Source organism: uncultured Neptuniibacter sp., assembly GCF_947498015.1.
Lineage (GTDB): Bacteria > Pseudomonadota > Gammaproteobacteria > Pseudomonadales > Balneatricaceae > Neptuniibacter.
Window position 1 is genome coordinate 100,693 of the sequence record NZ_CANMIR010000002.1, and the last position, 22,714, is coordinate 123,406.

A 22,714-nucleotide genomic window follows, 5' to 3' on the forward strand; every position below is an offset into this window, starting at 1 on the left:
CACTTCCCTGTCATGCGGAATCTGGCTGTAGTGCAGTAAGAAACCTTAGCGCTTCTGGTGTCGCTCCCAGTTATCCAGCCTTTTCTCTTCACTTTTCCTTAACAATACATAGATCGCCCCGATCCCCCCCTGCGCAGGTTGTGCCGAGTGGAAAGCCATCACATCCGGTAACGCTTGCAACCACTGATTGAGATAGCTTTTCTGCTGGTTTCCCATGCCGGAACGATCCCGGCTACGACCGTGATTAATCAATACCGTACGGATATCGTAGCGGATGCTCTCCTGTAGAAATGAGAGCAGCTCATCACGGCATTGAGGGATAGATTTACGAATCAGATCTAAACGCGCATCAACCTGATACTTGCCCAATCGCAGATTTCTGTAGACCCCTTCCTGTACGCCATCACGCTTCCATGCCACGGGATCAAGGGGGTGTAACAACTCTATGGATGATGTAGACAAACCCTCGTCTTCGCCCGCCATGGCAGAGCGGCGGCGCGCTTCTGATAGGGTTGGATCCTGCTGCTTTTTCTGCTGAGTGAGGTCCGCTTTACTCTCTCCTTTCAGAGGTATCACTCCCTCCCCCTGCATTAAGTCACCGAAACTAGAATCAGAATCACTCATACAACCTCCCTAAAACATCCCCACTATTATATCGCTGATCTACGTAATGGTTGAGAAAACAGTTCTCAGGAATAGTTTTTTTCTGCTGCACATAGCGCTACATTAGAGGTGCACCATTGCCGCTAATAAAAATAAGGATTGGATGATGCAACGAATACTCTTCCTTCTGATCATTGTGATCGCGCTGGTTGCAGGCTATCTCTATCTGCAACCAACTGCTCCGCAGCAAACAGGAGATGTTGGCGACGCTTCAGTGACACCTCAAACTGAGCAGCAAGCCAAAGCGCATATCAACCGTCTGACACAGGGCTCGGAACAGCCGATCGACATCAACAACGCCGATAACTTTGTGACCGCCGATCAGCTCATTGCGCTGCCGAAAGCTCAAACACGTGATCAGGCGGGGATCTCCTTAGAGGAGGATCAAAGTAACCCGGTCGCCCCAAATGCCGATGCAACCTTTGCTGTCAGTACACATCTCAATGTGCTCGGTACCAAACCGAAAGCGGGCGATACCCATTCCAATGTGAGTGTCCCTTTACAGCTGGCCTCCCAGGTCAAACTGATGGAGCTGCTCGATAATCCCGACCAGGCTTCACAGAAAGTCTACTTTATCCACGCGGTGAATGAGGGGGATGATGAGGGCCTGTGGGGGATTATTCAGCATGGTTTGATGAAAACATTTACAACCGGTCTGACGTTACCCGGACTGGATAAAACAGTGTATGTATCCATTCCAAAAGATGCCGATGAGCAACTCAACGATAAACGCAGTTCCTTTTTAGGGCAGGTGTTAAAACGTAAGGTCGACCAGACTTATATCTACAACTATAAGCAGGGTATTCTGGGCGATAATCCCAACCTGATAAAGCCGGGTCAGCAGCTGGTTATTGTGACCTTCTCTGAGCAGGAACTGATCGGTATCTACAATCACTTTGTGAACCTTTAAGGAGTTCCGATGATCGACTTATATACCTGGGGAACCCCCAACGGGCGTAAGATCTCTATTATGCTAGAAGCTATTCGGCTCCCCTATCGGGTTCACCCGGTCAATATTCTTGAAGAGGAGCAGTTCCAACCTCCCTTCAGTAAACTGAGTCCTAATCATAAGATCCCCGCCATCATTGATGACGAAGGGCCTGATAATGAGGAGATCTCACTCTTCGAAAGTGGTGCGATTCTGCTCTACCTTGCAGAGAAAAGCGGCGAATTCCTCCCTACTAATCCAAGGGAGCGACTGGAGTGCATCCAGTGGCTTATGTGGCAGATGGGTAATTTCGGCCCCTTTCTGGGCCAGGCCCACCATTTCAATAAATTTGCGCCTGAACGTGTCCCTTATGCCCAGCAGCGCTATAACGACGAAGCTCAACGCTTATGGGGGGTTCTGAATAACCAGTTGGCTGATCGCTCGTTTATTATCGGAGATGATCTATCCATCGCTGACTTTGCTGTCTACCCCTGGGCGATGCGATATGAGTGGCAACATGTTGATCTGGATAAATACCCCTACGTCAAAGCCTGGATCGAACGTATGGGTCATATCGAATTTGTTCAGCGAGGCATGCAGGTGCCATGATCGCCAGCAGCATCATTGGTCATCGTGGTGCTGCCGATCTGGCTCCGGAAAATACGCTAGCGGGTATCAGAAAGGCAGCCAAATGCGGTATCCGTTGGGTTGAGCTGGATGTCACACTACTCGGTGATGGTACCCCGGTACTCTGTCACGATGACCGGTTAGATCGCTGCACGAATGCAACCGGCCCACTGACCAACTTCACCGCCTCCGACCTGCCTCTACTGGATGCAGGTAGTTGGTTCAATCCGGATTGGATTGATGAACCGATGCCACATCTCTCCGATGCACTACTACTCTGTCAGCAACTGGGGCTGGGACTCAATCTGGAATTGAAACCCTATGCGCTACCCGGTGATCTGGTGGCTCGTAAAGTGTTCGAAGAGATCAGCGTTTACTGGCAATCACCTGAAAAGCTTATCATCAGTAGCTTTGATCATGAGCTGTTAGGGTTCTATCGATACTATGATCTGTTTGCCCAGATCGGTTTACTGTTCGAACATCTGCCTGAATTCTGGCAACTCAAAGCTGAGGCCCTCCAGGCGATCAGCATCCACTGTGACTGGAGACTGATTAATGCTGCTGAAATAGCGTTAATCAAAGCCGCGGGGTACGACCTCTACTGTTATACCTGTAACGAGCCAGAAGAGGCCGCAAGACTCTTCCAACAGGGCGTAGATGCCCTATTTACTGATAATCCACCCCTGATCTCCTCATCCGTCGAGACCGATAAACACGCCATTGTGCTCGACGAACTCTAACCTGAACTTTATACCTCAAACGCTAAGCTATCTGGTCAGAGTGCCATCGCGGTAATCTGCTAATGCCTGCTCAACCTCCTCCATGGTGTTCATCACAAATGGCCCATACTGTGCCACCGCTTCATTCAGAGGCTTACCCGCCAGTATCAGCATTCGAGCACTCTCACCTTCTGTCCTGAGGGTTATCGATTCACCTTCAGTCAGTTGCGTTGCTGCATCCCGCTGCAACTGCTCACCCGCAATCATCGCTGCTCCTTCAAACAGATAGATCACGGCATGATAATCGGGCATGACTGGCAGGGTGACTTCACTCCATGCCTGCAAAATCAGGTCGATATAAAGCGGGTCAGTTGCCTCAGCCTGTATCGGTCCCACAATCTGTGCTTCATCCAAAGAGAGGCGACCCGCTACAAGCCGAATGCTCGCTCCCTCATTCAGATCAAATTGTGGTACCTCTTCCGGATCGATATTTTGATACGCGGCCGGCTTCATCTTGTCATGAGCAGGCAGATTGACCCAGAGCTGAAAGCCCCGCATCAGCCCATTCACCTTTTGAGGACGCTCCTCATGAATCACCCCGCGCCCGGCGGTCATCCACTGAACCCCTCCGGCACGTAACTCACCTTCATTGCCCATATGGTCGCGGTGGATCATGTGACCATTCAGCATATAGGTAACCGTTTCAAAACCACGGTGCGGATGTGGAGGGAACCCCGCAAGATAATCGTCAGGATTAGCAGAGGAGAATGCATCCAACATCAGAAACGGATCGACCCTCGATGCTGGATTTCGTCCCATGCTCCGCTTCAGCTTAACCCCAGCACCATCTTCGCTATCCACCCCAGGGATCACCCTCAAAACCGTTCTTGCACTCATAAAATCTCTCTCCCATGGGCTGCATTCAGATCAAACTCAGGCCCGGTCGAAATGATGCCTTGCGGGTTGAGCATAGGATGACTGCGATAATAGTGTTCGCGAATATGTGTCATGTTTACACTCTCAGCGATACCCGGAATCTGGTAAAGCTCACGAAGGTAGCCAGATAGCGAGGGATAATCCGAAATCCGCTTACGGTCACACTTGAAATGGGTGACATAAACAGGATCAAACCGGACAAGCGTTGTAAAAAGCCGGATATCCGCTTCAGTCATCTGATCTCCCGCTAAATAGCGCTGCTCGGATAGCTTCTGCTCCAACTTTTCCAATGAACTGAACAGAGTCTCTACAGCTGAATCATAAGCCTGCTGGCTGGTTGCAAACCCAACCCGATAGACACCATTATTAATGCTGTCATAGATCCAGGAATTGAGATGGTCAATCTTCTCTTGCAGGTGAGTTGGGTAGAGATCAGCCGCGTTAGCCCCACATCGGTTAAACGCAGAGTTCAACATCCGGATGATCTCTGACGATTCATTATTCACAATAGTTTGCTTTTGCTTATCCCAGAGTACAGGCACTGTGACGCGCCCTGTGTAGTCCGGCTGTGATCGGGTATACAGCTGATGAAGGTAGCTATAACCGTAGAGCAGATCGCCTGTCGCTGCAGGTGAATCAGAGGCAAAGGTCCAGCCCTGCTCCAGCATCAGTGGATGAACCACACTGACACTGATCAGATCCTGTAACCCTTTCAGTTCACGCATAATCAACGCTCGATGTGCCCAGGGACATGCCAATGACACATAGAGGTGGTAACGTCCGGCCTCCGCTTTAAACCCTTCCTCTCCGGTAGGGCCTGCACTACCATCCGGTGTTACCCAGTGACGGAACTGGGATTCACTGCGGATAAACTCTCCCTTATGGCTTTTAGTGTCATACCACTGATCATGCCACTTGCCTTCTATTAACAGTCCCATCTGCCCTCTCCCTTAGTGAAATGCTGCGATCTGTGCATTTGCCTCTGCAAGCGCTTTTTCAGCAATCTCTCCCATCGCTAAACCTTCTGCATAAACCACTTCAACATTTTTAAGGCCAATGAATCCCAAAAACTGTTTCACAAATGGAATCTGAAAATCGATACCGGTTTCATGATAGATACCGCCACGTGTGGTGATCAGATAGACCGGTTTATCATCAATCAGGCCAACAGGTCCGTTTTCAGTATAAGAGAAGGTCACACCGGCACGCGCTAGGAGATCAAAGTAAGATTTCACCTGGCTGGGCACGTTAAAATTGTAGAATGGCAGACCGATCACCACCTCATCCGCCGCCTTAAGCTCTGCCACCAGCTCATCAGAACGTTGCAAAATAGCCTGATGCTCAGCCGTGTGTTCAGCTGCACCCCCTCGCAGAGCGGTAACCACCGTTTGATCCATATGAGGGATATTTTCTGCAACCAGATCACGTTCAACCACTTCGCCCGCCGGGTGCTTTAATTTCCACTGAGAGATCAGTGTTTCTGCCAACTGAGCAGACTGCCCCTCACTACCGAAAATACTGGATTTGATATGAAGTAATGTTTTCATCGTATTTACCCTGACGCTGTTTATTTCACTTTTGCAGGCTCCCCTGCACTGGATGAAACCATTTTTATATTTATTGATACGATAAAAAACAGCTAAAATTAGCTTAATTTAATCGAAATTTTAGATATATGACTCAAATTACTCTGGAACAATGGGAGACACTAATCGCCGTAGTCGACAGTGGCGGCTATGCTGCCGCTGCTGAATCGATGAACAAAAGCCAATCTTCGATCAGTTATGCCATTCAAAAACTGGAAACCACACTTAATCTTCGCGCTTTCAAAGTTGTGGGGAGAAAAGCGGTCCTGACAGATGCGGGGAAAGCGCTCTATCAGCGGGCTAAAATTCTGGTGGAGGAAGCCCGACAAACCGAACAGATCGCGCATCAGTTTTCCGAGGGATGGGAACCAGAGATCCGAATTGCAATGGATACTCTCTTCCCGGAGTGGGTCATGATGGAGGTGATTCAATCCTTCACGCAGAAGCATCCACTGACTCGGATAGAGCTCAGAGAGACGGTACTCAGTGGCACCGATGAAGCATTATTAAGAAAAGAGGCTGATCTGGTTATTGGTGGACGTGTTCCCCCTGGTTTTTTGGGTGATCCAGTATTGAATATTGAATTTATCGCTGTTGCTAGCCCTCAGCATCCACTCCATCTCATTCAACATCCTCTGACCTATCAGGATCTGAGGCTTCATCGCCAACTGGTTGTAAAGGACTCTGGCAGCCAGGATATGGATGCGGGTTGGCTGGGAGCTGAACAGCGACTGACATTGAGCCACATCCGAACCTCAATCGACGCAGCTTGCAGAGGATTGGGTTATGCCTGGTACCCTCGCTTGAAGATAAAAGAGGAACTGGATAGCGGGCTGTTACAGCCTCTCACCCTGGAAGCGGGTAGCAAAAGGCAGGTCCAGCTCCATCTGATCTATGCAGAAGGTAGTTACGCAGGTCCAGCCATACGCCAGTTTGGTGAGCAGCTTATTGATCAGATTGCTCTGCTCTGTTGAATCCAAACCTCAGCAGAGCCTTCAGAAACTGATACAAATGATGCAACGCAACAAAAGTGGCTTTCTGTCTAATTAATAATCTGTTATAAATTCAAAAAAGCATTCAAGAACAACCGTGACTACACTTTAATCATCAATTGAGTAGCGGCATCCTTACCAACCGAACGGTTGCCATCCCAAAGAGCTTAATAGGATATTTTGCGGGGACATTAGCAAACATGGATAAGTTAAGTGCAACCCAACTCGAAGTAGGCATGTATGTCGATCTGGGTTCTGGCTGGTTGAATCACCCCTTCCTTCGCCGATCATTCCTGATCAAAAAACAGTCTCAAATCAGCAAAATTCAGAACTATCTGAAAGAGGTGGAGGTCTGCCCTGAGAGAAGTCAGGTGCAGCTAATCACAGAAGAAGCTCCTCCCCCTCCCATGATAAAAGAGCCCGTTTCGGCTACAGAATCGATTTCCAACGTGGTCGCTCTACCTGAGCAGGAAAATTGGGAGGACTCTAACCGCCCCACCAAAAAACTGGCTGAAGCGATACAGAGTGACAAGCCAGCAGCAGAAAAAGCACAAGCCATCTTCCATCACAGCACGGAGCTTATGGATGCAGTGCTATCACAGGCCCCTACAGCCGAATTAATCCATGAAAGCTCTGAAACCATCAAAGATCTTGCTGGGTTTATTGTGGAGGATGATGAAGTTTCTAATCGACTCCTTTCGATCACATCACATGACTATTACACCTATACCCACAGCGTGAATGTCGGCCTGAAGTCACTGTTAATCGCCAAGAAACTGCTGAATACACAAGATACCGAGTTACTCCGGGAGCTAGGGGTTGGATTCTTCCTCCATGATATCGGTAAATCGCAGGTTGATCCGGGTATCCTAAACAAACCAGGAAAACTGAGCGAAGAGGAGTTTGAGATCATGAAATCACACCCTCAACGCGGTGTTGAACTCCTCAGATCAGCCAACTCACTCACTGAAACAGCTCACATCATTACCGTCCAGCATCATGAAAAAGTAGATGGATCCGGCTACCCGTTTGGCCTGAAGGGAAAACAGGTACATGAGTTTGGACAGATCTGTGCCCTGGGAGATATCTACGATGCCCTGACAGCAGAACGCTCCTACAAAAAAGGGATGACCCCTTTTGATGCGCTGATGTTGATGAAGGGAAAGATGCAGTCACATTTTGATGAGAAACTGTTTGAGAAATTTATCCAGCTGTTTGCTGAAGAGTCCATGAAGCAACTGCAACAGAAACAATAACCATTTACGAAGCAGTCAATGATCTATGCCATCAACCCACAATGCAGGTTGATGGCAGACCGAACATTAAACTTTCAGATCCCGCTTATGCCAGAGATAAAATACCGCTGGAATCAGTAACAAGGTCAGAATCACTGCACTGATCATCCCCCCCACCATCGGTGCAGCAATCCGCTGCATAATTTCAGCGCCTGTACCGCTGCCGTACATAATGGGTAACAAACCCGCAATAATCGCAGCAACCGTCATCATCACCGGACGAACTCGCATCCCAGCCCCTGCCATCACTGCACTTTGCAGATCAGACAAGGTCAGTTGTCCGTTGCTCAGGCGTAACTGCTCCTGATAAGCCTGATTCAGGTACACCAGCATGATCACGCCGATCTCAACAGCCACACCCGCCAGCGCAATAAAGCCAACTCCGACCGCCACTGAAAAGTTAAACTGGTTGAGATAGAGCATCCAGATCCCGCCAATCAGGGCCAGCGGCAGTGTCCCCATAATCATCGCAACCTCAGCAAACCGCCTGAAATTCATGTAAAGCAGGATAATAATGATTGCCAACGTCAGTGGTACGACATAGGTCAGTCGCTCCTGGGCTCGTAGCAGATACTCATATTGCCCCGACCAGTTGATCGAATATCCAGGGGGTAGCTCGACATTTTCAGCCACCGCCTTCTGCGCAGCGGCAACATAGGAACCAAGATCCCGCCCCTCAATATCCACAAAGGTCCAGCCGTTAGGGCGTGCATTCTCACTTTTGATCCCGGGCGGCCCATCCTCAATCCGAATATCAGCCACATCTGCCAACGCAATTCGCATCCCCCGAGGCGTTACCAGTGGTAGCAAGCGTAAGGCCTCAACAGAGTCTCTGTATGCCTGAGGGTAACGTACATTAATTGGATAGCGCTCAAGCCCCTCAACAGTTTGCGATACATTCATCCCGCCAATCGCGCTGGTAACCACCGCTTGCACATCCGCGATATTAAGCCCATATCGCGCTGCCTTCTCACGTAGGATATCCACCTTAATATAGCGTCCGCCTGCCACGCGTTCAGAGTAGACCGATGTCGTCCCTTCCACCTCAGCCAGTACTTTTTCAAGCTGCTGTCCGATCTCCTGAATCACTTCCAGTTCGGCCCCGGCAACCTTCAACCCCACCGGGGTTTTGATCCCCGTGGCGAGCATATCGATGCGAGTTTTAATCGGCATCACCCATGCGTTGGTCAGGCCCGGCAGCTTCACCAGTTTATCCAGCTCTTTGGTCAGTTTTTCAGTGGTCATCCCTTCACGCCACTGATCCCGGGGCTTCAGGGTGATAAAGGTTTCGATCATGGTTAGTGGTGCAGGATCGGTCGCGGTTTCTGCACGACCGATCTTGCCAAATACCCGCTCAACCTCAGGTACGGTCAGGATCAATTTATCGGTCTGTTGCAACAACTCACGTGCTTTACCGATCGAGATACCGGGGTAGGTCGTCGGCATATACATCAGATCGCCTTCATCCAGAGGCGGAATAAACTCACTCCCGATCTTATTAACCGGCCAGAACCCCACAGCTGTAATCGCCAACGCCAAAACAACGGTCGCTTTGGGCCAGTTAAGGATCGTACGAATCACCGGCAGATACACCGCCAACAGTAAACGGTTCAGTGGATTCTTATGTTCTGGCAGCACGCGCCCCCGGATGCAGTACCCCATCAACACCGGTACCAACGTGATCGCAAGCCCGGCAGCAGCAGCCATCGCATAGGTTTTGGTAAATGCCAGCGGCGCGAACATCCGCCCCTCCTGCGCTTCCAGCGTAAAGACCGGCAGAAAGCTCATGGTGATAATCAACAAGCTGAAAAATAGCGCGGGCCCCACCTCAGCGGATGCATCCGCAATTACCTGCCAACGATTCTGATCCGTCAGTTCCGTCCGCTCCATATGCTTATGAACATTCTCAATCATCACAATCGCACCATCCACCATGGCACCAATGGCGATCGCAATGCCACCCAACGACATGATATTGGCGTTGATTCCCTGGTAGTACATGATGATAAAAGCAACCAACATACCCACCGGAAGACTGATGATCACAACCAGTGAGGATCGAAAGTGGAACAGGAACAGCGCACAAACAACCACCACAACGAGAAACTCTTCCAGAAGTTTTTCGAAAAGGTTATCCACAGCACGCTCGATCAGACCGGAGCGATCATACACAGTGACCACTTCAACTCCCTCGGGTAAACTGCGTTTCAGCTCCTCCAGTTTGGTTTTCACCCCCTCAATGGTTTTCTGTGCATTTTCACCAAAACGCATCACAACCACACCACCGACGGTCTCTCCCTGCCCATCCAGTTCCGCAATACCACGACGCATCTGAGGCCCGATACTGACCTCGGCCAGATCTTGCAGCAGAATTGGCACCCCTTGCTGGGTTGCCCCTAAGGGGATCGTTCTGATCGCCTCTAAACCATCCAGATATCCCGTTGAACGTACCATATACTCTGCTTCGGCCATCTCAATCACCGAAGCTCCACTCTCACGGTTAGCACGTTTGATCGCACTATTTATATGAGTCAGCGGGATATCAAACGCACGCAGCTTTTCCGGATCAACCTTGACCTGATACTGCTTCACCATCCCCCCCACCGGAGCGACTTCAGAGACCCCCGGTACGGTTTGTAGCTCATACTTCAGAAACCAATCCTGGAGCGTTCTCAGCTGTGCCAGGTCATGCTGCCCAGTACGATCGACCAAAGCATAGAGGTAGACCCAACCGACTCCGGTTGCGTCAGGCCCTAACTGCGGTCGAGCCTCAGCTGGCAAACGTGAAGCAACTTGGCTCAGGTACTCCAGTACACGGCTACGTGCCCAGTAAAGATCTGTATCATCATCAAAAATCACATAGACATAGGAATCCCCAAAAAAGGAGAACCCACGGACGGTTTTAGCACCGGGAACTGACAACATCGCCGTAGTTAATGGGTAGGTAACCTGATCCTCCACAACCTGGGGCGCCTGGCCGGGATAGTTGGTTTTGATAATCACCTGTACATCGGACAGATCAGGAATCGCATCGATCGGCGTATGCTTAACTGAATACGCCCCCCAACCGATCAAAATCAGGGTCGCTAACAACACAAAAAAGCGGTTATGGATCGACCAGTGAATAATCGCTTTGATCATAATCCACCTCCCGACAGACTACCCGGCGCTTTGGGTCGTGGCAGAATATAATCGGTCACTCTCAGATCCCCCATATTCGCACCATTCAGCAGCACCTGGATCTTACTGGCCTGCTGCAGCGGCAGCAGGTCTAGTGCATCATCCACCGGTACTTCCATCACCATCGAGGGCTGCTGCCACTCGCGGATAGCATCATGATTCAGTACCAAACGGCGCAGTTCCAGATCGACTGCGCGTACTTCAGCTGCAACCCACACCTCCTCAATCTGTCCCATTTTGGGGGGTGTCATCCTGAGGAAGTCCGAGTTGATCGAAGATTCAGAATCAAGCAGGAACTGCGCAGATACAACCACGGAGTCCTCCGGCATCAAACCTGATTGGATCGCAACCCGATCACCCAAACGGGCTCCGGCTACAACCTCCACCGATTTGTAACGCCCCTCCCCCAGACTCACAACAACCCGATGCTGTCGACCGGTCTGAATCAGCGCAGCTGCAGGTACATTAAGCACCGCCTCAGTTGGCTGAGTTTCAATGGTCACCCGGGCAAACATATCCGGTTTGAGTTCAAGTTGCGGGTTGAAGAAACGCAAGCGCACTTTCAGGGTACGGGTCTGAGGGTTTAAAGCGGGATAGATATAGTCAACCTTCCCCTGCCACACTTTTCCCGGGTGAAAATCCAGTTCCATCTCCGCCTGATCACCCACTTTGACCTGAGAAGCCTGGCGTTCAAACAGCTCAGCTATCACCCAAACCTCATCCAAAGGCCCGATCTGCATTAACGCGATAGCGGGTTTTATATACATCCCCTGACGTAGTTTCAGCTGACTGATATAACCACTTTTAGGTGCATATACCGGCATCTGTTCGATCACACGTCGTTGCTTCCTCAGTTCAGTGATCTGGGATGTCGCTACACCTAAGGCTTTGAGCTTCGCTTCACTTGCTTGTCGCAGATAACGGTTGCCACTGCTCATTGCAGCGACAAACTCCTCCTGAGCGTTAACCAGTTCAGGAGAATACACGGTGTAGAGTAACTGCCCCTCTGTCACCGCCTCCCCTTCATAGTTAACGGCTAACGTACCGACCCATCCAGAAACCCGGGAGTGAATATCGACGATCTGTTCCTGATCAAAACCGACATAGCCTACAGTGTTGATCCGCTCCTGCATCGGGCTGAACACTGCGGCCGCCGTACGAACACCCAGATTATTCGTCACTTCCGGTGAGATCGAGATACTGCCTGGTGAATCGCCTCCAGCCAGATCTTCAGGATAGACCGGCACCAGATCCATCCCCATTGGAGAAAGGCCCGGTTTATCTCGTTTGAAATTCGGGTCCATCGGTGCGACCCAATATAGGGGCTGACTCTCACCACCAGAGGAGGCTGAAGGATCATCTGATTGAGTAGCCGCAAAGAAGTAACCACCGGCGCTTCCGATCACCAAAGCAACTGCTGCTAATATCCATCGATTATTCATGGTCGTACCTCCTTAGCTGACTGCACTTGATCCGTCGTTAAGGCCGGATCAATTCCGGCAAGAAAATAGTTGATCTGAAGTTGAGCTTTCGCCTGCTCATGGACCAGCACAATCCTTTGTAACTGGTTTTCCAGTTCACTGATCGCTGCAGATGCAACATCGGTAAACCGCGCATCATTTGCAGCATAAGCGTGCATCGCACTCTGCCGTTTAGCTGATAGTTGCTGAAGGTAGCGCTGGTTGTATATTGAGAGTCGTTGCTCAACACCTTTTTTTGTGGCCAATGCTGCTTGCATGCCGGACTGGAGTTCTCTTATTTTCAATAGGCGCATCTCCCTACCCGCTTCACGCTTCTGGATCGCAGCATTACGGCGTGCATCCTGCCTTTTTTCAGTGAACAGAGGCAGATCCATTGTCAGTGCGACACTAAAGAAGTCCGACCGCTCCTGTCCCTTGGGATGATCACCACGATAACCATAATTAGCATCCAGCTTGAAGCCGGGTTTATAAGCCTGTTCTGCCAGCTCAATTCCCTTCTGCCTTACCTCAATCTCCTGCTGCAGGATTTTCACCTGAGGGTGCAGCAGAATCGCTTTCTCCCGCTCTGATTGCGTTGTTTGAGATCTCTGTATTACCGGCAGGGTGAATGTCAGCGGTAACGCTTCCGCTAGCTGTTTCGGATCGACCCACTGACTTAACTGCGCTCGCTGCTGAGCTCTCTGCTGTTGCAGAAGCACGATCCGCTCCTGCAAGCGGGTGAGCTGAAGCTCCGCATCAATCAGTTCATAACGGCGAATAGTTCCGCTACGGAAATTAGCCCGGCTGATCGTCACCAACTCAGTAAACAGATGACTTTTCTGCTGTAGCTTCTGCAACTGCTCCTCTGTCTGATGCAGTGCCAACCACGCTAAGCTGATATCACGCTTCAAACGGGCTCTTCTCTCCCAGCGCTGAAACCGGTTCTGATCAGCCATCCGATTGAACCTCTGTTCCCGTAAACTGAGGCTATCGCCCCGAGGAAACTGCTGTGAAACGCCAAACTGCAGCTGCGTCATATTCTCCTGCTGCAGATCGAAGCTATCTAATGGGAGATTGGCCAGAGCGAGACGTAGTTTGGGATCAGGAAGCTGCCCGCTGGCCAGCGCTTCTGCACGCGTAGCCTGCTCCTGATAATGGTTACTTCGATTCCAGTTATCATTCTGAATCGCTTCGTCGACCGCATCAGTCAGTGATAACCCGGCATGTAGGTATGAGCTGCTAACGGCAGCCATTGTCATAAAAAAGATGGTGGAATAACGCATAATCCTTGCCTTTCAAAATAGCCTGTAAACCGCCCGAATCGGGCAGACTTTGGATATCCGGAAAGGAAGGTTAATTCAGAAAAACTGAGTGCTGCAGATGCAGACGGGGATAGCTGTGGCGATAGTATTGCTCTCTGAGAGATGCCAGCCAAGACGATCGTTTATGAGAAAAAAAGCTCAGAAAAACTAAGATGAGCGCTGCGGTCAGCGTCAGATAGTGAACAAAGTAATCAGCGACGGGATCAGCTGCAGAGACCGGATTGATGCTCCATTCACAACTATTCGGTTCACTCTCGCAATGGGATTGCAGTTGTGTTTGCGCCTCACTGAAACCCGCATGCTGGCTATGATCCATAACGCTTTCGGCGTCCTGCGCAGCCTGATGAGCAGCCCCAGAGCCTGCCTCCCCAATAAGATTGGTGCAAACCCCCACCGAGCAATACAGAATAAAAAACAACACTCCCAGTGTTGCTATCACTCTGTTTTGGCGGGATAAATGGTTTGTCATGCTAATCTGTACCCTGACGCGTGTATGAAAAACTGTAACTGAAATTAAGCTCGCTATCTATAGACCATAGCGGTGATTAAAGTTCCGAACAGCCCCTATTACCAAACCCAGTAGCAAGAATTACAGCTGCATCCGCGAAGCGCTCAGACCTCAATATTAAATTTTAGCAATCTGCGCGGCAGAACTTCCTCAAGATTGTCCAGATCCTCATCATCGAGCTCAATAACCTGACACTGATTCTGAGCGAGAATCTCCTTAACCTGCATCTTTTTTGAGAGGCCCGCAGCGGGATTATCTCTGCCCCAGTACTCAATATAGAGCTGACATTGCGGGAGATAGAAATCGGAAACCAAGGTAACATCAAAGGGAAGAGGCCGTTGATAGGCGTGGGTCAGTCCTGCCAGATAGAGCCAGTTATCAATTTTCTGCTCCGCTGTAGAGTTCACCCGATGACCGTCACAACATGGATATAGGTTACTTTCAGAAAGGCTTTGCATGCGTTCGGTCCAATAGCGTAAAACCGGACTATCCATCAGCAATTCAGCCCACAAAATATAGGGGACAGCGGTAGTTGTATTTTCCCGTTGGTGCCCACCGGCGTCAGTTCCCTGAGATGTTAGGAGCCAACCTTTACGACCCCGTTTTACCCAGCCGAGCTCCAGTAAAACCCGTTCAAACGTACTTTTTTTCAACAAAAATGTTTTTGCCAACACGGTTGTCGAGAGTAGGTGACTATCCGGATTCGACAGAACTTTATGTTCAGTGATGCTGCCTGGCCAGATAATATATCGGCCGAATTTACTGCTCTCACGATATCCGCCGCCTTCAAACTCACCCTTTGCGGTTAAAACCCAGCTATCCTGTTCACGGGAGATCCAACCCAGCGACTCCAGCTCGGCAAACATCTGACGAGTCGTTTTACTCAGGGCCTTTGCCAGCGCAGAGGTTGAAAGCGGAGAGGATTGATCTGACATGAACAGGTTTCCGGTTACGAGATTCTGCAAGCAGCATAATCAAACTAGCCGTTTAGGGGAAGATACAGATAACAGATCAACTACGCTTAACTGAGCCCGGCAACCCAAGCAAAATAACTAATTTTGACAGCCTTCACTTCTATTTATATCTCGTAACACGTATATATAGCCTGTTCTTTTTGGAAACTGTGCGATGACGACAAAAAAAATACTTCTGATCCATACCGGCGGGACAATCGGCATGCAGGCCTCTGAACGGGGGTATATTCCGGTCAGTGGTTTTGCGCAGCTGATCACTGAACGTCTGAGCCACTCCCATCATGCTGCACTACCCGACTTCGATATTATTGAACTACACCCTTTAATCGACAGCGCCAACCTGCACCCCGATCACTGGAATACTCTGGCTGAACAGGTGATCCGGCAGTATGAGAAGTATGATGGATTTGTCATCCTTCATGGTACCGATACCATGGCATACAGTGCTTCGATGCTCTCTTTTATGCTTCAGGGATTAGGCAAACCGGTGATATTTACCGGCTCTCAGATCCCGTTATCGGAACTTCGTAACGATGCTTTGGATAACCTGATCACTGCAATGTTGCTTGCCGGGTTCCATCCTGTAAACGAGGTCTGTGTCTATTTTAACGGGCGCCTGCTTCGGGGGAACCGCTGCTGCAAAGTCAAAGCAACCGGTCTGGATGCCTTTGATAGTCCAAACTTCCCCTGGCTGGGTCAGGCAGGACTGCATATTGAGCTTCATCCAAGGCTGTTCCTGGCACCACGATCACCGCAGTTCCAAAACCCTACATTCAACAGCCAAGCCGTCGCTATTTTACCGATCTACCCAGGTATCAACGCACAAAGTGTTGCCGCACTGATTAGCAACACGGATGTTAAAGCGGTAATCCTGCGAAGCTATGGGGTCGGTAATCTGCCGGATGAAAATTCAGAGTTTATCGAAGTGCTATCTCAAGCTGCCGGTCGGGGAATCCTGTTTTTCAATATCAGCCAGTGTATACAGGCAGATATTATTCAGGGGCAGTATGCCTGCAGCACTGTTCTAAATGAGATCGGTGTCATCTCAGGCGCAGAGATGACCGTTGAAGCAGCGTTCTGCAAGTTACACTACCTTTTGGCAACCTGCCAGAGCCCAGCAGAGATAAGGCAACAGCTGGGAATCAACCTGGTGGGTGAGATCGACACCCCCTGATCAGGGCAGCTCGAGCTTATCCAACCACTCACTCTCTTCCGGCTCAAGGTAGACCTGCTCAAGTAGCTCTACCGCCCAGCGCTCCTGCTCTGAGATGTTCTGCAACATGGCTATCGCCAGCACTTTAACCGCAGGCACGCTACTCCAGATAGAGTGATTCAGGCAGCGCCAGTGATTATTATCTCTGACCTTAGGCCGCTCAATCTGAGCTCTGCAGGTTTCACAGATCATAGTACAGTGGTCCAATAGGGGTTCCGTAGGAACGGGAGGGACTTCGAAGATGCCTAATTTTACACCTTGCGCATCGCATAATTCACAGTGAGAACTACAACGACGCACCAGATCTTTGCCAAATAGGGATAACCCGTGATGGCGCTCTTGATGACGATCATGACCTCTGGACATTTTTCATGCCTCCCTACTCCCCTTCACCCTATTAAGTGATAGCACACTCACTGAAGGAAAATAAGAAAATTATGGAAAATACGACAAACGATGAAAAAGCCGCTGGGAACAGGAGGACAGCCCCTGAATAGTAAAGGGCGGTAACGCAATCGTCGCTACCGCCCCTTGTGCCGGATAAATAATCCGACTAATCGGCCTTTTAAGGCAAAAATGGATCTCTTGTTATGCTGCCTGTTGATGATCCCAATGAAGGTAAATAATCTCGACCAGCGCTTTCGGACAATGTTGCCTGATCACTTTGTGGACTTCTGACATTCGCTCTGCCGGAATATCTACCATCACCAGAAAACACCCCTGCTCCAAAGCATGTTTATATTTTTCCAGCAGGTGCAACGGTGTTTCTTCACCAACCATTTTGCCAAGCCAACCTCCTATACCTATACCCAGAAGGCTGCTGGCAATGACTGCACCACCTGTGACAACTGTGCCAACAGGCCCCAGTGCAGTTGTTACCATGAGACCAGCTGCGAGGCCAAAACCGCCACCTGCAACCATGCCCCAATCCATATCATTTTCTAACTCGGTTGTTTCCACAACAGTGGCGGGACGAAAATGCAACTTCTCAAGCCGAGAAGCATCATCAGCTATCGTATGAATAGATTCTTTCTCAATCCCCATCGCTATAAAATCGGCAACAACGCTTTGCACCTGTTGCGCTTGAGGGGCAAGAAATACCAGCCTTCTCATCTTCCTGTCACTCTTAGGAACAACTACGCAAAGTATAGTTTATTGCCATTTTTATGCTGGTGATTCAGAAGAAATGCGCCTTATAATGCTTGAAATTTTTTCACGCTGAGGATTGGACAATGCTGCAAATAGGGACTCCTTTATCGCCCACTGCAACGAGGGTGATGATGTGCGGTGGTGGAGAGCTTGGGAAGGAGGTGGTGATTGAGCTTCAGCGCCTTGGCGCCGAAGTGATTGTGGTGGATCGCTACCCGAATGCTCCGGGGATGCAGGTCGCTCATCGCAGCCATGTGTTATCGATGCTTGATGGCCACGCCCTGCGCGCCATAATCGAAGAGGAGAAGCCAGACCTGATTGTGCCCGAGATCGAAGCGATCGCCACTGACACACTGGTTCAACTTGAAAGTGAAGGTTACACCGTGGTGCCGACAGCGCGGGCTACTCAGTTGACTATGAACCGGGAGGGGATTCGCCGCCTTGCCGCAGAAGAGCTGGAGATCCCTACCTCACCCTATCGATTTGCAGAGGATTACGACAGTTATCTGCAAGGGGTAAAAGCAGTTGGTATCCCCTGCGTAATCAAACCCATTATGAGCTCTTCAGGAAAGGGACAGACGACCCTTACCTCTGAAGACCAGATCGAGTCTGCCTGGCACTATGCTCAAGAGGGAGGCCGCGCTGGGAAAGGGAAAGTGATCATTGAAGGTTTTGTCGATTTTGATTATGAGATCACCCTTCTGACAGTACGCCATGATAGCCACACCAGTTTTTGCGAACCGATCGGCCATATTCAGGTATCCGGAGATTACCGTCAGTCTTGGCAGCCACAAGCGATGAGCGAAGCAGCGCTGGAGAAGTCACGTGATATCGCAAAAAAAGTAACCTCAGCACTGGGTGGTCATGGGTTGTTCGGTGTAGAACTCTTTATCAAGGGCGATCAGGTCTATTTCAGTGAGGTATCACCACGCCCACACGACACCGGCATGGTTACAATGATCTCTCAGGATCTCTCAGAGTTTGCACTGCACGCCCGAGCTATTCTCGGTTTACCGATCCCCAATATCCATTTCCACGGCCCCTCTGCTTCCAGCGTAATTCTCGTAGAGGGTGAATCTTCCTCGGTGAAATTTGGAAACCTTCAGCAGGTATTGGCAGAACCCGATACTGCACTGCGTTTATTTGGCAAGCCAGAAGTGACCGGGCAACGTCGCATGGGCGTGGTGCTGGCGCGAGACAGCAGTGTCGAGGCGGCTAAAGAGAAAGCGATTCGAGGCTCCACTTCGATGAATGTTGAGCTGTAAATCATCAATGTGCGCGGCTCGCTCGTCGCGCATTTTTCGCGCTCCATGGAACTATTTACCCAGATACACCACTAACTGCCTGATTACCTGAAAGATTACGCGAGGATAGAAATGGCTGAACCGAAGATTGCAGAACCCAAATGCCCTGAATGTCAGATCGCAGGCATCGAACACATCGTCTCTAAGGACAGTAACGAACGTGCCCGGGATAATCATGCCTGGTTTCAGGTTGCCTTCTGTGATAGTTGTGGGCATATCTATGGCGTTTTCGCCAAACACACCATTCCCGCAGGTAAGAAAGGTCCACAACTGGTTTTGAATCGATAATTTTCAGGCCGAATCAGAAGATCAGGAGGTGGAGTACACCTCTGATCAGCATACCGCAGAGAGCACCATAAACTGCAAAGCGTACAACCTGCCCAACCCGTTTACCTGCAGCGGCAAAGACAGCAACACCCACGACATCCAGCGGGTTAGTCGCAAACCCAGCCATCCGGTTTAGCTCGTTGGCAGTAATCACTCCCTGATTCATCAGATCGATCGTCACCCCCATAAATGCCGTACCTCCGGCAATGAATTTGGTCACTAACGGCAGTACCGTCGCCTCCGAAAGCCCTATCAGGGCTAAAGCTGGCGCGATAATACTGCTGATCAGGTCGATCGCTCCTGTAACCTTCAACACGTTAACCAGAAAGATCGCCAGAATCAGCATCGGCAGCATGTCGAGAACGATCTTCATCCCCTCTTTGCCCCCCTCTCCCAGAATCTGGATCACTGTTTTCTTATCATCTGTGACACGTTCAACCACCTGATCAGAGGTCTCAGGGTCTGAGATATGCCGGGTCAGCAGGTAGAAGGTGATCGCAGCTGCAGCCAGGCCACCGACGATAGAGGTCAGAAGGGTTACTCCTAAATTCAGACCCACTGCACTCAGGGGGAAGGTAGCATTGGCCTGGGACATCGCCAGAACCATGGCCAGTGTCGCAGCTATATAACGACGGGAGGTGCCATTTTTGTCCATCAGAGCGAAGGTCGCCAACGGTGCAATAAAGCTGACAAACAGCAGCTTTAACATGGCAAAAATACCTAAGCCGGGAATACCAAAGATACGAGAAACCGGGGCGAGCAGATTGGAGATCCAGCTCAGCACACCCTTCGCATCAAGTAACTTCATCAGAGCCAGCATCACGACCATAATCGGCAATAGGATATACAGCCCCATATCCAGCCCTGAGCGGCCTGAGTCCAAAATAAGTGTGACGATCTGTTCCACGAAAATACCCTGACGAATGTTAGTGGGGGTAAATTTTAACGACCGTCAATATATGAAACCAGTGTTTTATAATTTAATTGCATATTGGTATGACCACTAGAATTAAAGGTCATAGGGCTCGATCTGAAAGGCTTCCATCGAATAGCCCGATGTAGCCAGCTCATCCATCACTGTTTCCGTTTTTAACGTACCGGTTACCCAGATCGCATCATAGAGGTTCTCAATCTTAGTTCCCGGTTCAAAACGAACATAGATAATCTGATTTGAAGGAGGCGGTGGAACATGAATACAGGCACCAAAATAGGGGACCAGGAAAAACTCCGTAACCCACAGCCCTTCAGCCTTCAATGGCACCACGTAACCCGGTAGTTTGACCATCTTCCCATCCATCTCGGGGACGATCGGCGCCGACTGCATCTCAGCCATCATCTGATCCAACACCTGCTGGGCTTTAGGATCAAAATCATCCAGAGATCCCAGTTCGGCAGACTGATCCAGAATAGCATCAAGTGAGAAATCGGCGGGCATCAGCTGCTCCCACTCAACCTCCTGAACCGGTTCACCATTCACCTTTTCCACTGCCATAGCAGGGCCACTGAACCCTAAAAAACCAGCAAGGAGCAGGCTGTAAATCAATTTCATCTATATTACCTATCTAAATGCGCAGGCTCATACCATCCAGCAATGACTGGCGATAAGCCTTGTAACCGGGAATAACTCCCATCAATGTACCACAAAGCAAAATCCCACCCAGTATCTGCCACTGCCAGAGCGTTAAGTTCTGCACACCGATAGTGATCGCAAGCTCAGATTGGACCAAAGGGCTTAGCCCAAGTATGGCGAGATAAAATAGGATCACCCCCACCAGAATGCTGACCAGAGTGATCAACAGACTCTCAAACAGCAGGAGTTGCACTATCTGATGTGGACGCGCCCCGAGTGATCGTAAAATAGACATCTCACGTCGACGTTCGTTCAGGCTGGTGAGTAACAGAGTTAACATGCCGATCAAACTGGAAACGACCACCAATCCGGTAATCACCACCAACAACTGTTCAGCAAAACTGAACATCTGCCACAGTTCCTGCAGCGCCAGCCCCGGTAGGATAGCTGTTAAGGGTTCATGTCGGTAACGATTGATCGAACGCTGCAAATGAAAAGTAGAGAGTCGAGATTTCAGCCCCAGCATAAATGCGGTGATCTGTTTGGGCGTCAGATCCATCTCCTGAACCGCTTGCTGTGAGAGTGTGGCTCCTGGCAACCGAACACCCGCCTTCCAATCCAGATGGATCGCTTCTATCCCTGCCAGACTGACATGTAACGTCCTGTCCACAGGAGTACCTGTCGGTTTAAGCACCCCAACAACCCGGAACGGTTTGTCATCATGGGTCTGGATTGCGGCATTCCCCATCCCATGAGCAATGACAACCTCATCCCCTAGCTGATAACCGAGTTTCTGTGCAACTTCCGCCCCCAGTACCAGATCAAATACATTGGAGAATACACGCCCGGAACTAAACTCAAGAGGATAACTATTACCGTACTGATAGTACTGGAAGAACGCCTCGCTTGTTCCCAGAACACGGTAACCGCGATGGGAATCACCCAGCGAAAGAGGAATGCTCCATTTTACATCCCGGTGCTGGCTAATAGCCTGATAGCTTTTCCAGGAGAGATTATTGGTGGGATTTCCAATATGGAAAACGGAGTAAAGCAACAGATTGATCTGCCCACCTCGAGCGCCAACAATCAGATCGGTTCCTGAAACTGTGGATGAAAAACTATTTTTAGCCTGATGCCGCAGCATATCGATCCCCAACAACAGAAACACACTGATACTGATAGAAGCGACCGTCAGCATCAGTGTTCCTTTGCGGTTCAGAAGGCTCTTTAAGGAGAGGCGTAACATCATGTTTGAGTACCCCGGCCCATAAGGGTGAGCTCCTCTACACGATTAAAGTGGGGAGCCAGTGAAAGATCGTGACTCACCAGAATCAGCGTCGCTCCTGCGGCATGACACTGCTCACAGAGTAGCTGCATAAACTGATCACTGTTTTGCCCATCGAGTGCAGACGTTGGCTCATCGGCAATGATGATCCCGGGCTGGCCGATAAGCGCCCGGGCTGCAGCCACTCTCTGCTGCTGGCCGGTGGAGAGTTCATTGACTGCCTGCTCCTGTAACGACTGATCTGCAAGGCCTAACCGCTCCAGCAAGTGTCTCGCCTCTGCTTCAACAGAACCAAATTTCTGAGAAGCTGCGGCAGATCGCTTACCGGAGAAATGACAGGGGAGCATCACATTTTCAATCAGGTTCAGGTAGGGCAGCAGATTGAACTGTTGAAAGATAAATCCGGTATTGTCAGCGCGAAACCGGTCAATCTCAGACGGAGATAGTTTGGTGATATCTTCTCCCAACAGTGAGATGCGTCCCTGATCCGGGCGGATTATGCCACCTAGCAGATTGAGTAGCGTGCTTTTACCACTTCCCGAAGCACCTGTGATCAGCAACCTCTCCCCCCTATTCAGAGAAAAATCGGCTACGGATATCACCGGGTCTGACTTATTCCAACTATATCTAAGCTGTTCAAGCTCGACTGCTGATTGCATGCCTATCCCAATACTGA

At 50.1% G+C, this 22,714-nt stretch carries 23 protein-coding genes; 8 read left to right on the top strand and 15 right to left on the bottom strand.

Features of this window, described 5'->3' with window-relative positions:
• Positions 1-45: 45 nt before the first annotated feature.
• Positions 46-624, bottom strand: a complete 579-nt coding sequence (smrA, locus tag Q0882_RS02735; protein ID WP_299177710.1) for a DNA endonuclease SmrA — start codon at positions 622-624, stop codon at positions 46-48.
• Positions 625-766: 142 nt separating this feature from the next.
• Between smrA and Q0882_RS02740 the strand changes: the two genes are divergently transcribed.
• From Q0882_RS02740 to Q0882_RS02750, 3 genes are read left to right on the top strand one after another with little or no spacing between them, the layout of a single operon-like run.
• Positions 767-1,573, top strand: coding sequence for a hypothetical protein (locus tag Q0882_RS02740; RefSeq protein WP_299177712.1), 807 nt, complete (start codon positions 767-769; stop codon positions 1,571-1,573).
• A gap of 9 nt (positions 1,574-1,582) precedes the next feature.
• Positions 1,583-2,200: a glutathione S-transferase C-terminal domain-containing protein gene (locus tag Q0882_RS02745; RefSeq protein ID WP_299177715.1), complete on the top strand. Its 618-nt coding sequence runs from the start codon at positions 1,583-1,585 to the stop codon at positions 2,198-2,200.
• A complete protein-coding gene (locus tag Q0882_RS02750) occupies positions 2,197-2,958 on the top strand; it encodes a glycerophosphoryl diester phosphodiesterase (RefSeq protein WP_299177717.1) in 762 nt (253 codons plus the stop codon). The genes Q0882_RS02745 and Q0882_RS02750 overlap by 4 nt, the downstream gene beginning before the upstream one ends.
• 27 nt (positions 2,959-2,985) lie before the next feature.
• Here Q0882_RS02750 and Q0882_RS02755 read toward each other — a convergent pair whose 3' ends face one another.
• Genes Q0882_RS02755 through Q0882_RS02765 form a run of 3 tightly spaced genes read right to left on the bottom strand, consistent with a single transcriptional unit; the run spans position 2,986 to position 5,420 of the window.
• The gene (locus Q0882_RS02755; RefSeq protein ID WP_299177719.1) at positions 2,986-3,834 is read right to left on the bottom strand and encodes a pirin family protein; all 849 of its coding nucleotides are present in this window, start codon (positions 3,832-3,834) and stop codon (positions 2,986-2,988) included.
• Positions 3,831-4,811: a glutathione S-transferase family protein gene (locus Q0882_RS02760; protein ID WP_299177722.1), complete on the bottom strand. Its 981-nt coding sequence runs from the start codon at positions 4,809-4,811 to the stop codon at positions 3,831-3,833. The genes Q0882_RS02755 and Q0882_RS02760 overlap by 4 nt, the downstream gene beginning before the upstream one ends.
• Before the next feature lie 12 nt (positions 4,812-4,823).
• On the bottom strand, positions 4,824-5,420 hold the full coding sequence (locus tag Q0882_RS02765; protein ID WP_299177724.1) for an NAD(P)H-dependent oxidoreductase: 597 nt from the start codon (positions 5,418-5,420) through the stop codon (positions 4,824-4,826).
• Between the two features lie 128 nt (positions 5,421-5,548).
• Between Q0882_RS02765 and Q0882_RS02770 the strand changes: the two genes are divergently transcribed.
• Both Q0882_RS02770 and Q0882_RS02775 read left to right on the top strand, forming a co-directional pair.
• Positions 5,549-6,433, top strand: coding sequence for a LysR family transcriptional regulator (locus Q0882_RS02770; protein ID WP_299177727.1), 885 nt, complete (start codon positions 5,549-5,551; stop codon positions 6,431-6,433).
• Between the two features lie 218 nt (positions 6,434-6,651).
• Positions 6,652-7,707, top strand: coding sequence for an HD-GYP domain-containing protein (locus Q0882_RS02775; protein WP_299177730.1), 1,056 nt, complete (start codon positions 6,652-6,654; stop codon positions 7,705-7,707).
• A gap of 66 nt (positions 7,708-7,773) precedes the next feature.
• On the opposite strand, the gene Q0882_RS02780 is transcribed toward Q0882_RS02775, so the two are convergent.
• The 5 genes from Q0882_RS02780 to Q0882_RS02800 all read right to left on the bottom strand — a co-directional run bounded on the left by Q0882_RS02780 (position 7,774) and on the right by Q0882_RS02800 (position 15,151).
• Positions 7,774-10,887 (bottom strand): efflux RND transporter permease subunit, encoded by a 3,114-nt coding sequence (locus Q0882_RS02780; protein ID WP_299177733.1) that lies wholly within the window; start codon positions 10,885-10,887, stop codon positions 7,774-7,776.
• The gene (locus Q0882_RS02785; RefSeq protein WP_299177736.1) at positions 10,884-12,368 is read right to left on the bottom strand and encodes an efflux RND transporter periplasmic adaptor subunit; all 1,485 of its coding nucleotides are present in this window, start codon (positions 12,366-12,368) and stop codon (positions 10,884-10,886) included. The genes Q0882_RS02780 and Q0882_RS02785 overlap by 4 nt, the downstream gene beginning before the upstream one ends.
• Positions 12,365-13,669: a TolC family protein gene (locus Q0882_RS02790; protein ID WP_299177739.1), complete on the bottom strand. Its 1,305-nt coding sequence runs from the start codon at positions 13,667-13,669 to the stop codon at positions 12,365-12,367. Before Q0882_RS02790 ends, Q0882_RS02785 begins: the two co-directional genes overlap by 4 nt.
• Positions 13,670-13,739: 70 nt before the next feature.
• Positions 13,740-14,177 (bottom strand): hypothetical protein, encoded by a 438-nt coding sequence (locus Q0882_RS02795; protein WP_299177740.1) that lies wholly within the window; start codon positions 14,175-14,177, stop codon positions 13,740-13,742.
• Between the two features lie 143 nt (positions 14,178-14,320).
• Positions 14,321-15,151 (bottom strand): hypothetical protein, encoded by an 831-nt coding sequence (locus tag Q0882_RS02800; protein ID WP_299177743.1) that lies wholly within the window; start codon positions 15,149-15,151, stop codon positions 14,321-14,323.
• Between the two features lie 193 nt (positions 15,152-15,344).
• Here Q0882_RS02800 and ansA point away from each other — a divergent pair, with 193 nt between their 5' ends.
• Positions 15,345-16,364, top strand: coding sequence for an asparaginase (gene ansA, locus Q0882_RS02805; protein WP_299177746.1), 1,020 nt, complete (start codon positions 15,345-15,347; stop codon positions 16,362-16,364).
• Here ansA and Q0882_RS02810 read toward each other — a convergent pair whose 3' ends face one another.
• Positions 16,365-16,769 (bottom strand): phnA protein, encoded by a 405-nt coding sequence (locus tag Q0882_RS02810; RefSeq protein ID WP_299177749.1) that lies wholly within the window; start codon positions 16,767-16,769, stop codon positions 16,365-16,367.
• A gap of 222 nt (positions 16,770-16,991) precedes the next feature.
• On the bottom strand, positions 16,992-17,516 hold the full coding sequence (locus Q0882_RS02815) for a hypothetical protein (RefSeq protein ID WP_299177752.1): 525 nt from the start codon (positions 17,514-17,516) through the stop codon (positions 16,992-16,994).
• Positions 17,517-17,635: 119 nt separating this feature from the next.
• Here Q0882_RS02815 and purT point away from each other — a divergent pair, with 119 nt between their 5' ends.
• On the top strand, positions 17,636-18,817 hold the full coding sequence (gene purT / locus Q0882_RS02820) for a formate-dependent phosphoribosylglycinamide formyltransferase (RefSeq protein WP_299177754.1): 1,182 nt from the start codon (positions 17,636-17,638) through the stop codon (positions 18,815-18,817).
• A 111-nt stretch (positions 18,818-18,928) separates the two neighbouring features.
• Positions 18,929-19,144: a transcriptional regulator gene (locus Q0882_RS02825; protein WP_299177756.1), complete on the top strand. Its 216-nt coding sequence runs from the start codon at positions 18,929-18,931 to the stop codon at positions 19,142-19,144.
• A 13-nt stretch (positions 19,145-19,157) separates the two neighbouring features.
• On the opposite strand, the gene Q0882_RS02830 is transcribed toward Q0882_RS02825, so the two are convergent.
• The 4 genes from Q0882_RS02830 to Q0882_RS02845 form a co-directional block, all read right to left on the bottom strand.
• Complete coding sequence (locus Q0882_RS02830) at positions 19,158-20,090, bottom strand: nucleoside recognition domain-containing protein (protein WP_299177759.1); 933 nt, start codon at positions 20,088-20,090, stop codon at positions 19,158-19,160.
• A 102-nt stretch (positions 20,091-20,192) separates the two neighbouring features.
• Positions 20,193-20,732 carry a DUF3299 domain-containing protein gene (locus Q0882_RS02835; RefSeq protein WP_299177761.1) on the bottom strand — a complete coding sequence of 180 codons (540 nt, stop codon included), beginning with the start codon at positions 20,730-20,732 and terminating at the stop codon, positions 20,193-20,195.
• A gap of 13 nt (positions 20,733-20,745) precedes the next feature.
• Positions 20,746-22,002 (bottom strand): ABC transporter permease, encoded by a 1,257-nt coding sequence (locus Q0882_RS02840; RefSeq protein ID WP_299177764.1) that lies wholly within the window; start codon positions 22,000-22,002, stop codon positions 20,746-20,748.
• Positions 21,999-22,697: an ABC transporter ATP-binding protein gene (locus Q0882_RS02845; protein ID WP_299177767.1), complete on the bottom strand. Its 699-nt coding sequence runs from the start codon at positions 22,695-22,697 to the stop codon at positions 21,999-22,001. Before Q0882_RS02845 ends, Q0882_RS02840 begins: the two co-directional genes overlap by 4 nt.
• Positions 22,698-22,714 lie beyond the last annotated feature (17 nt).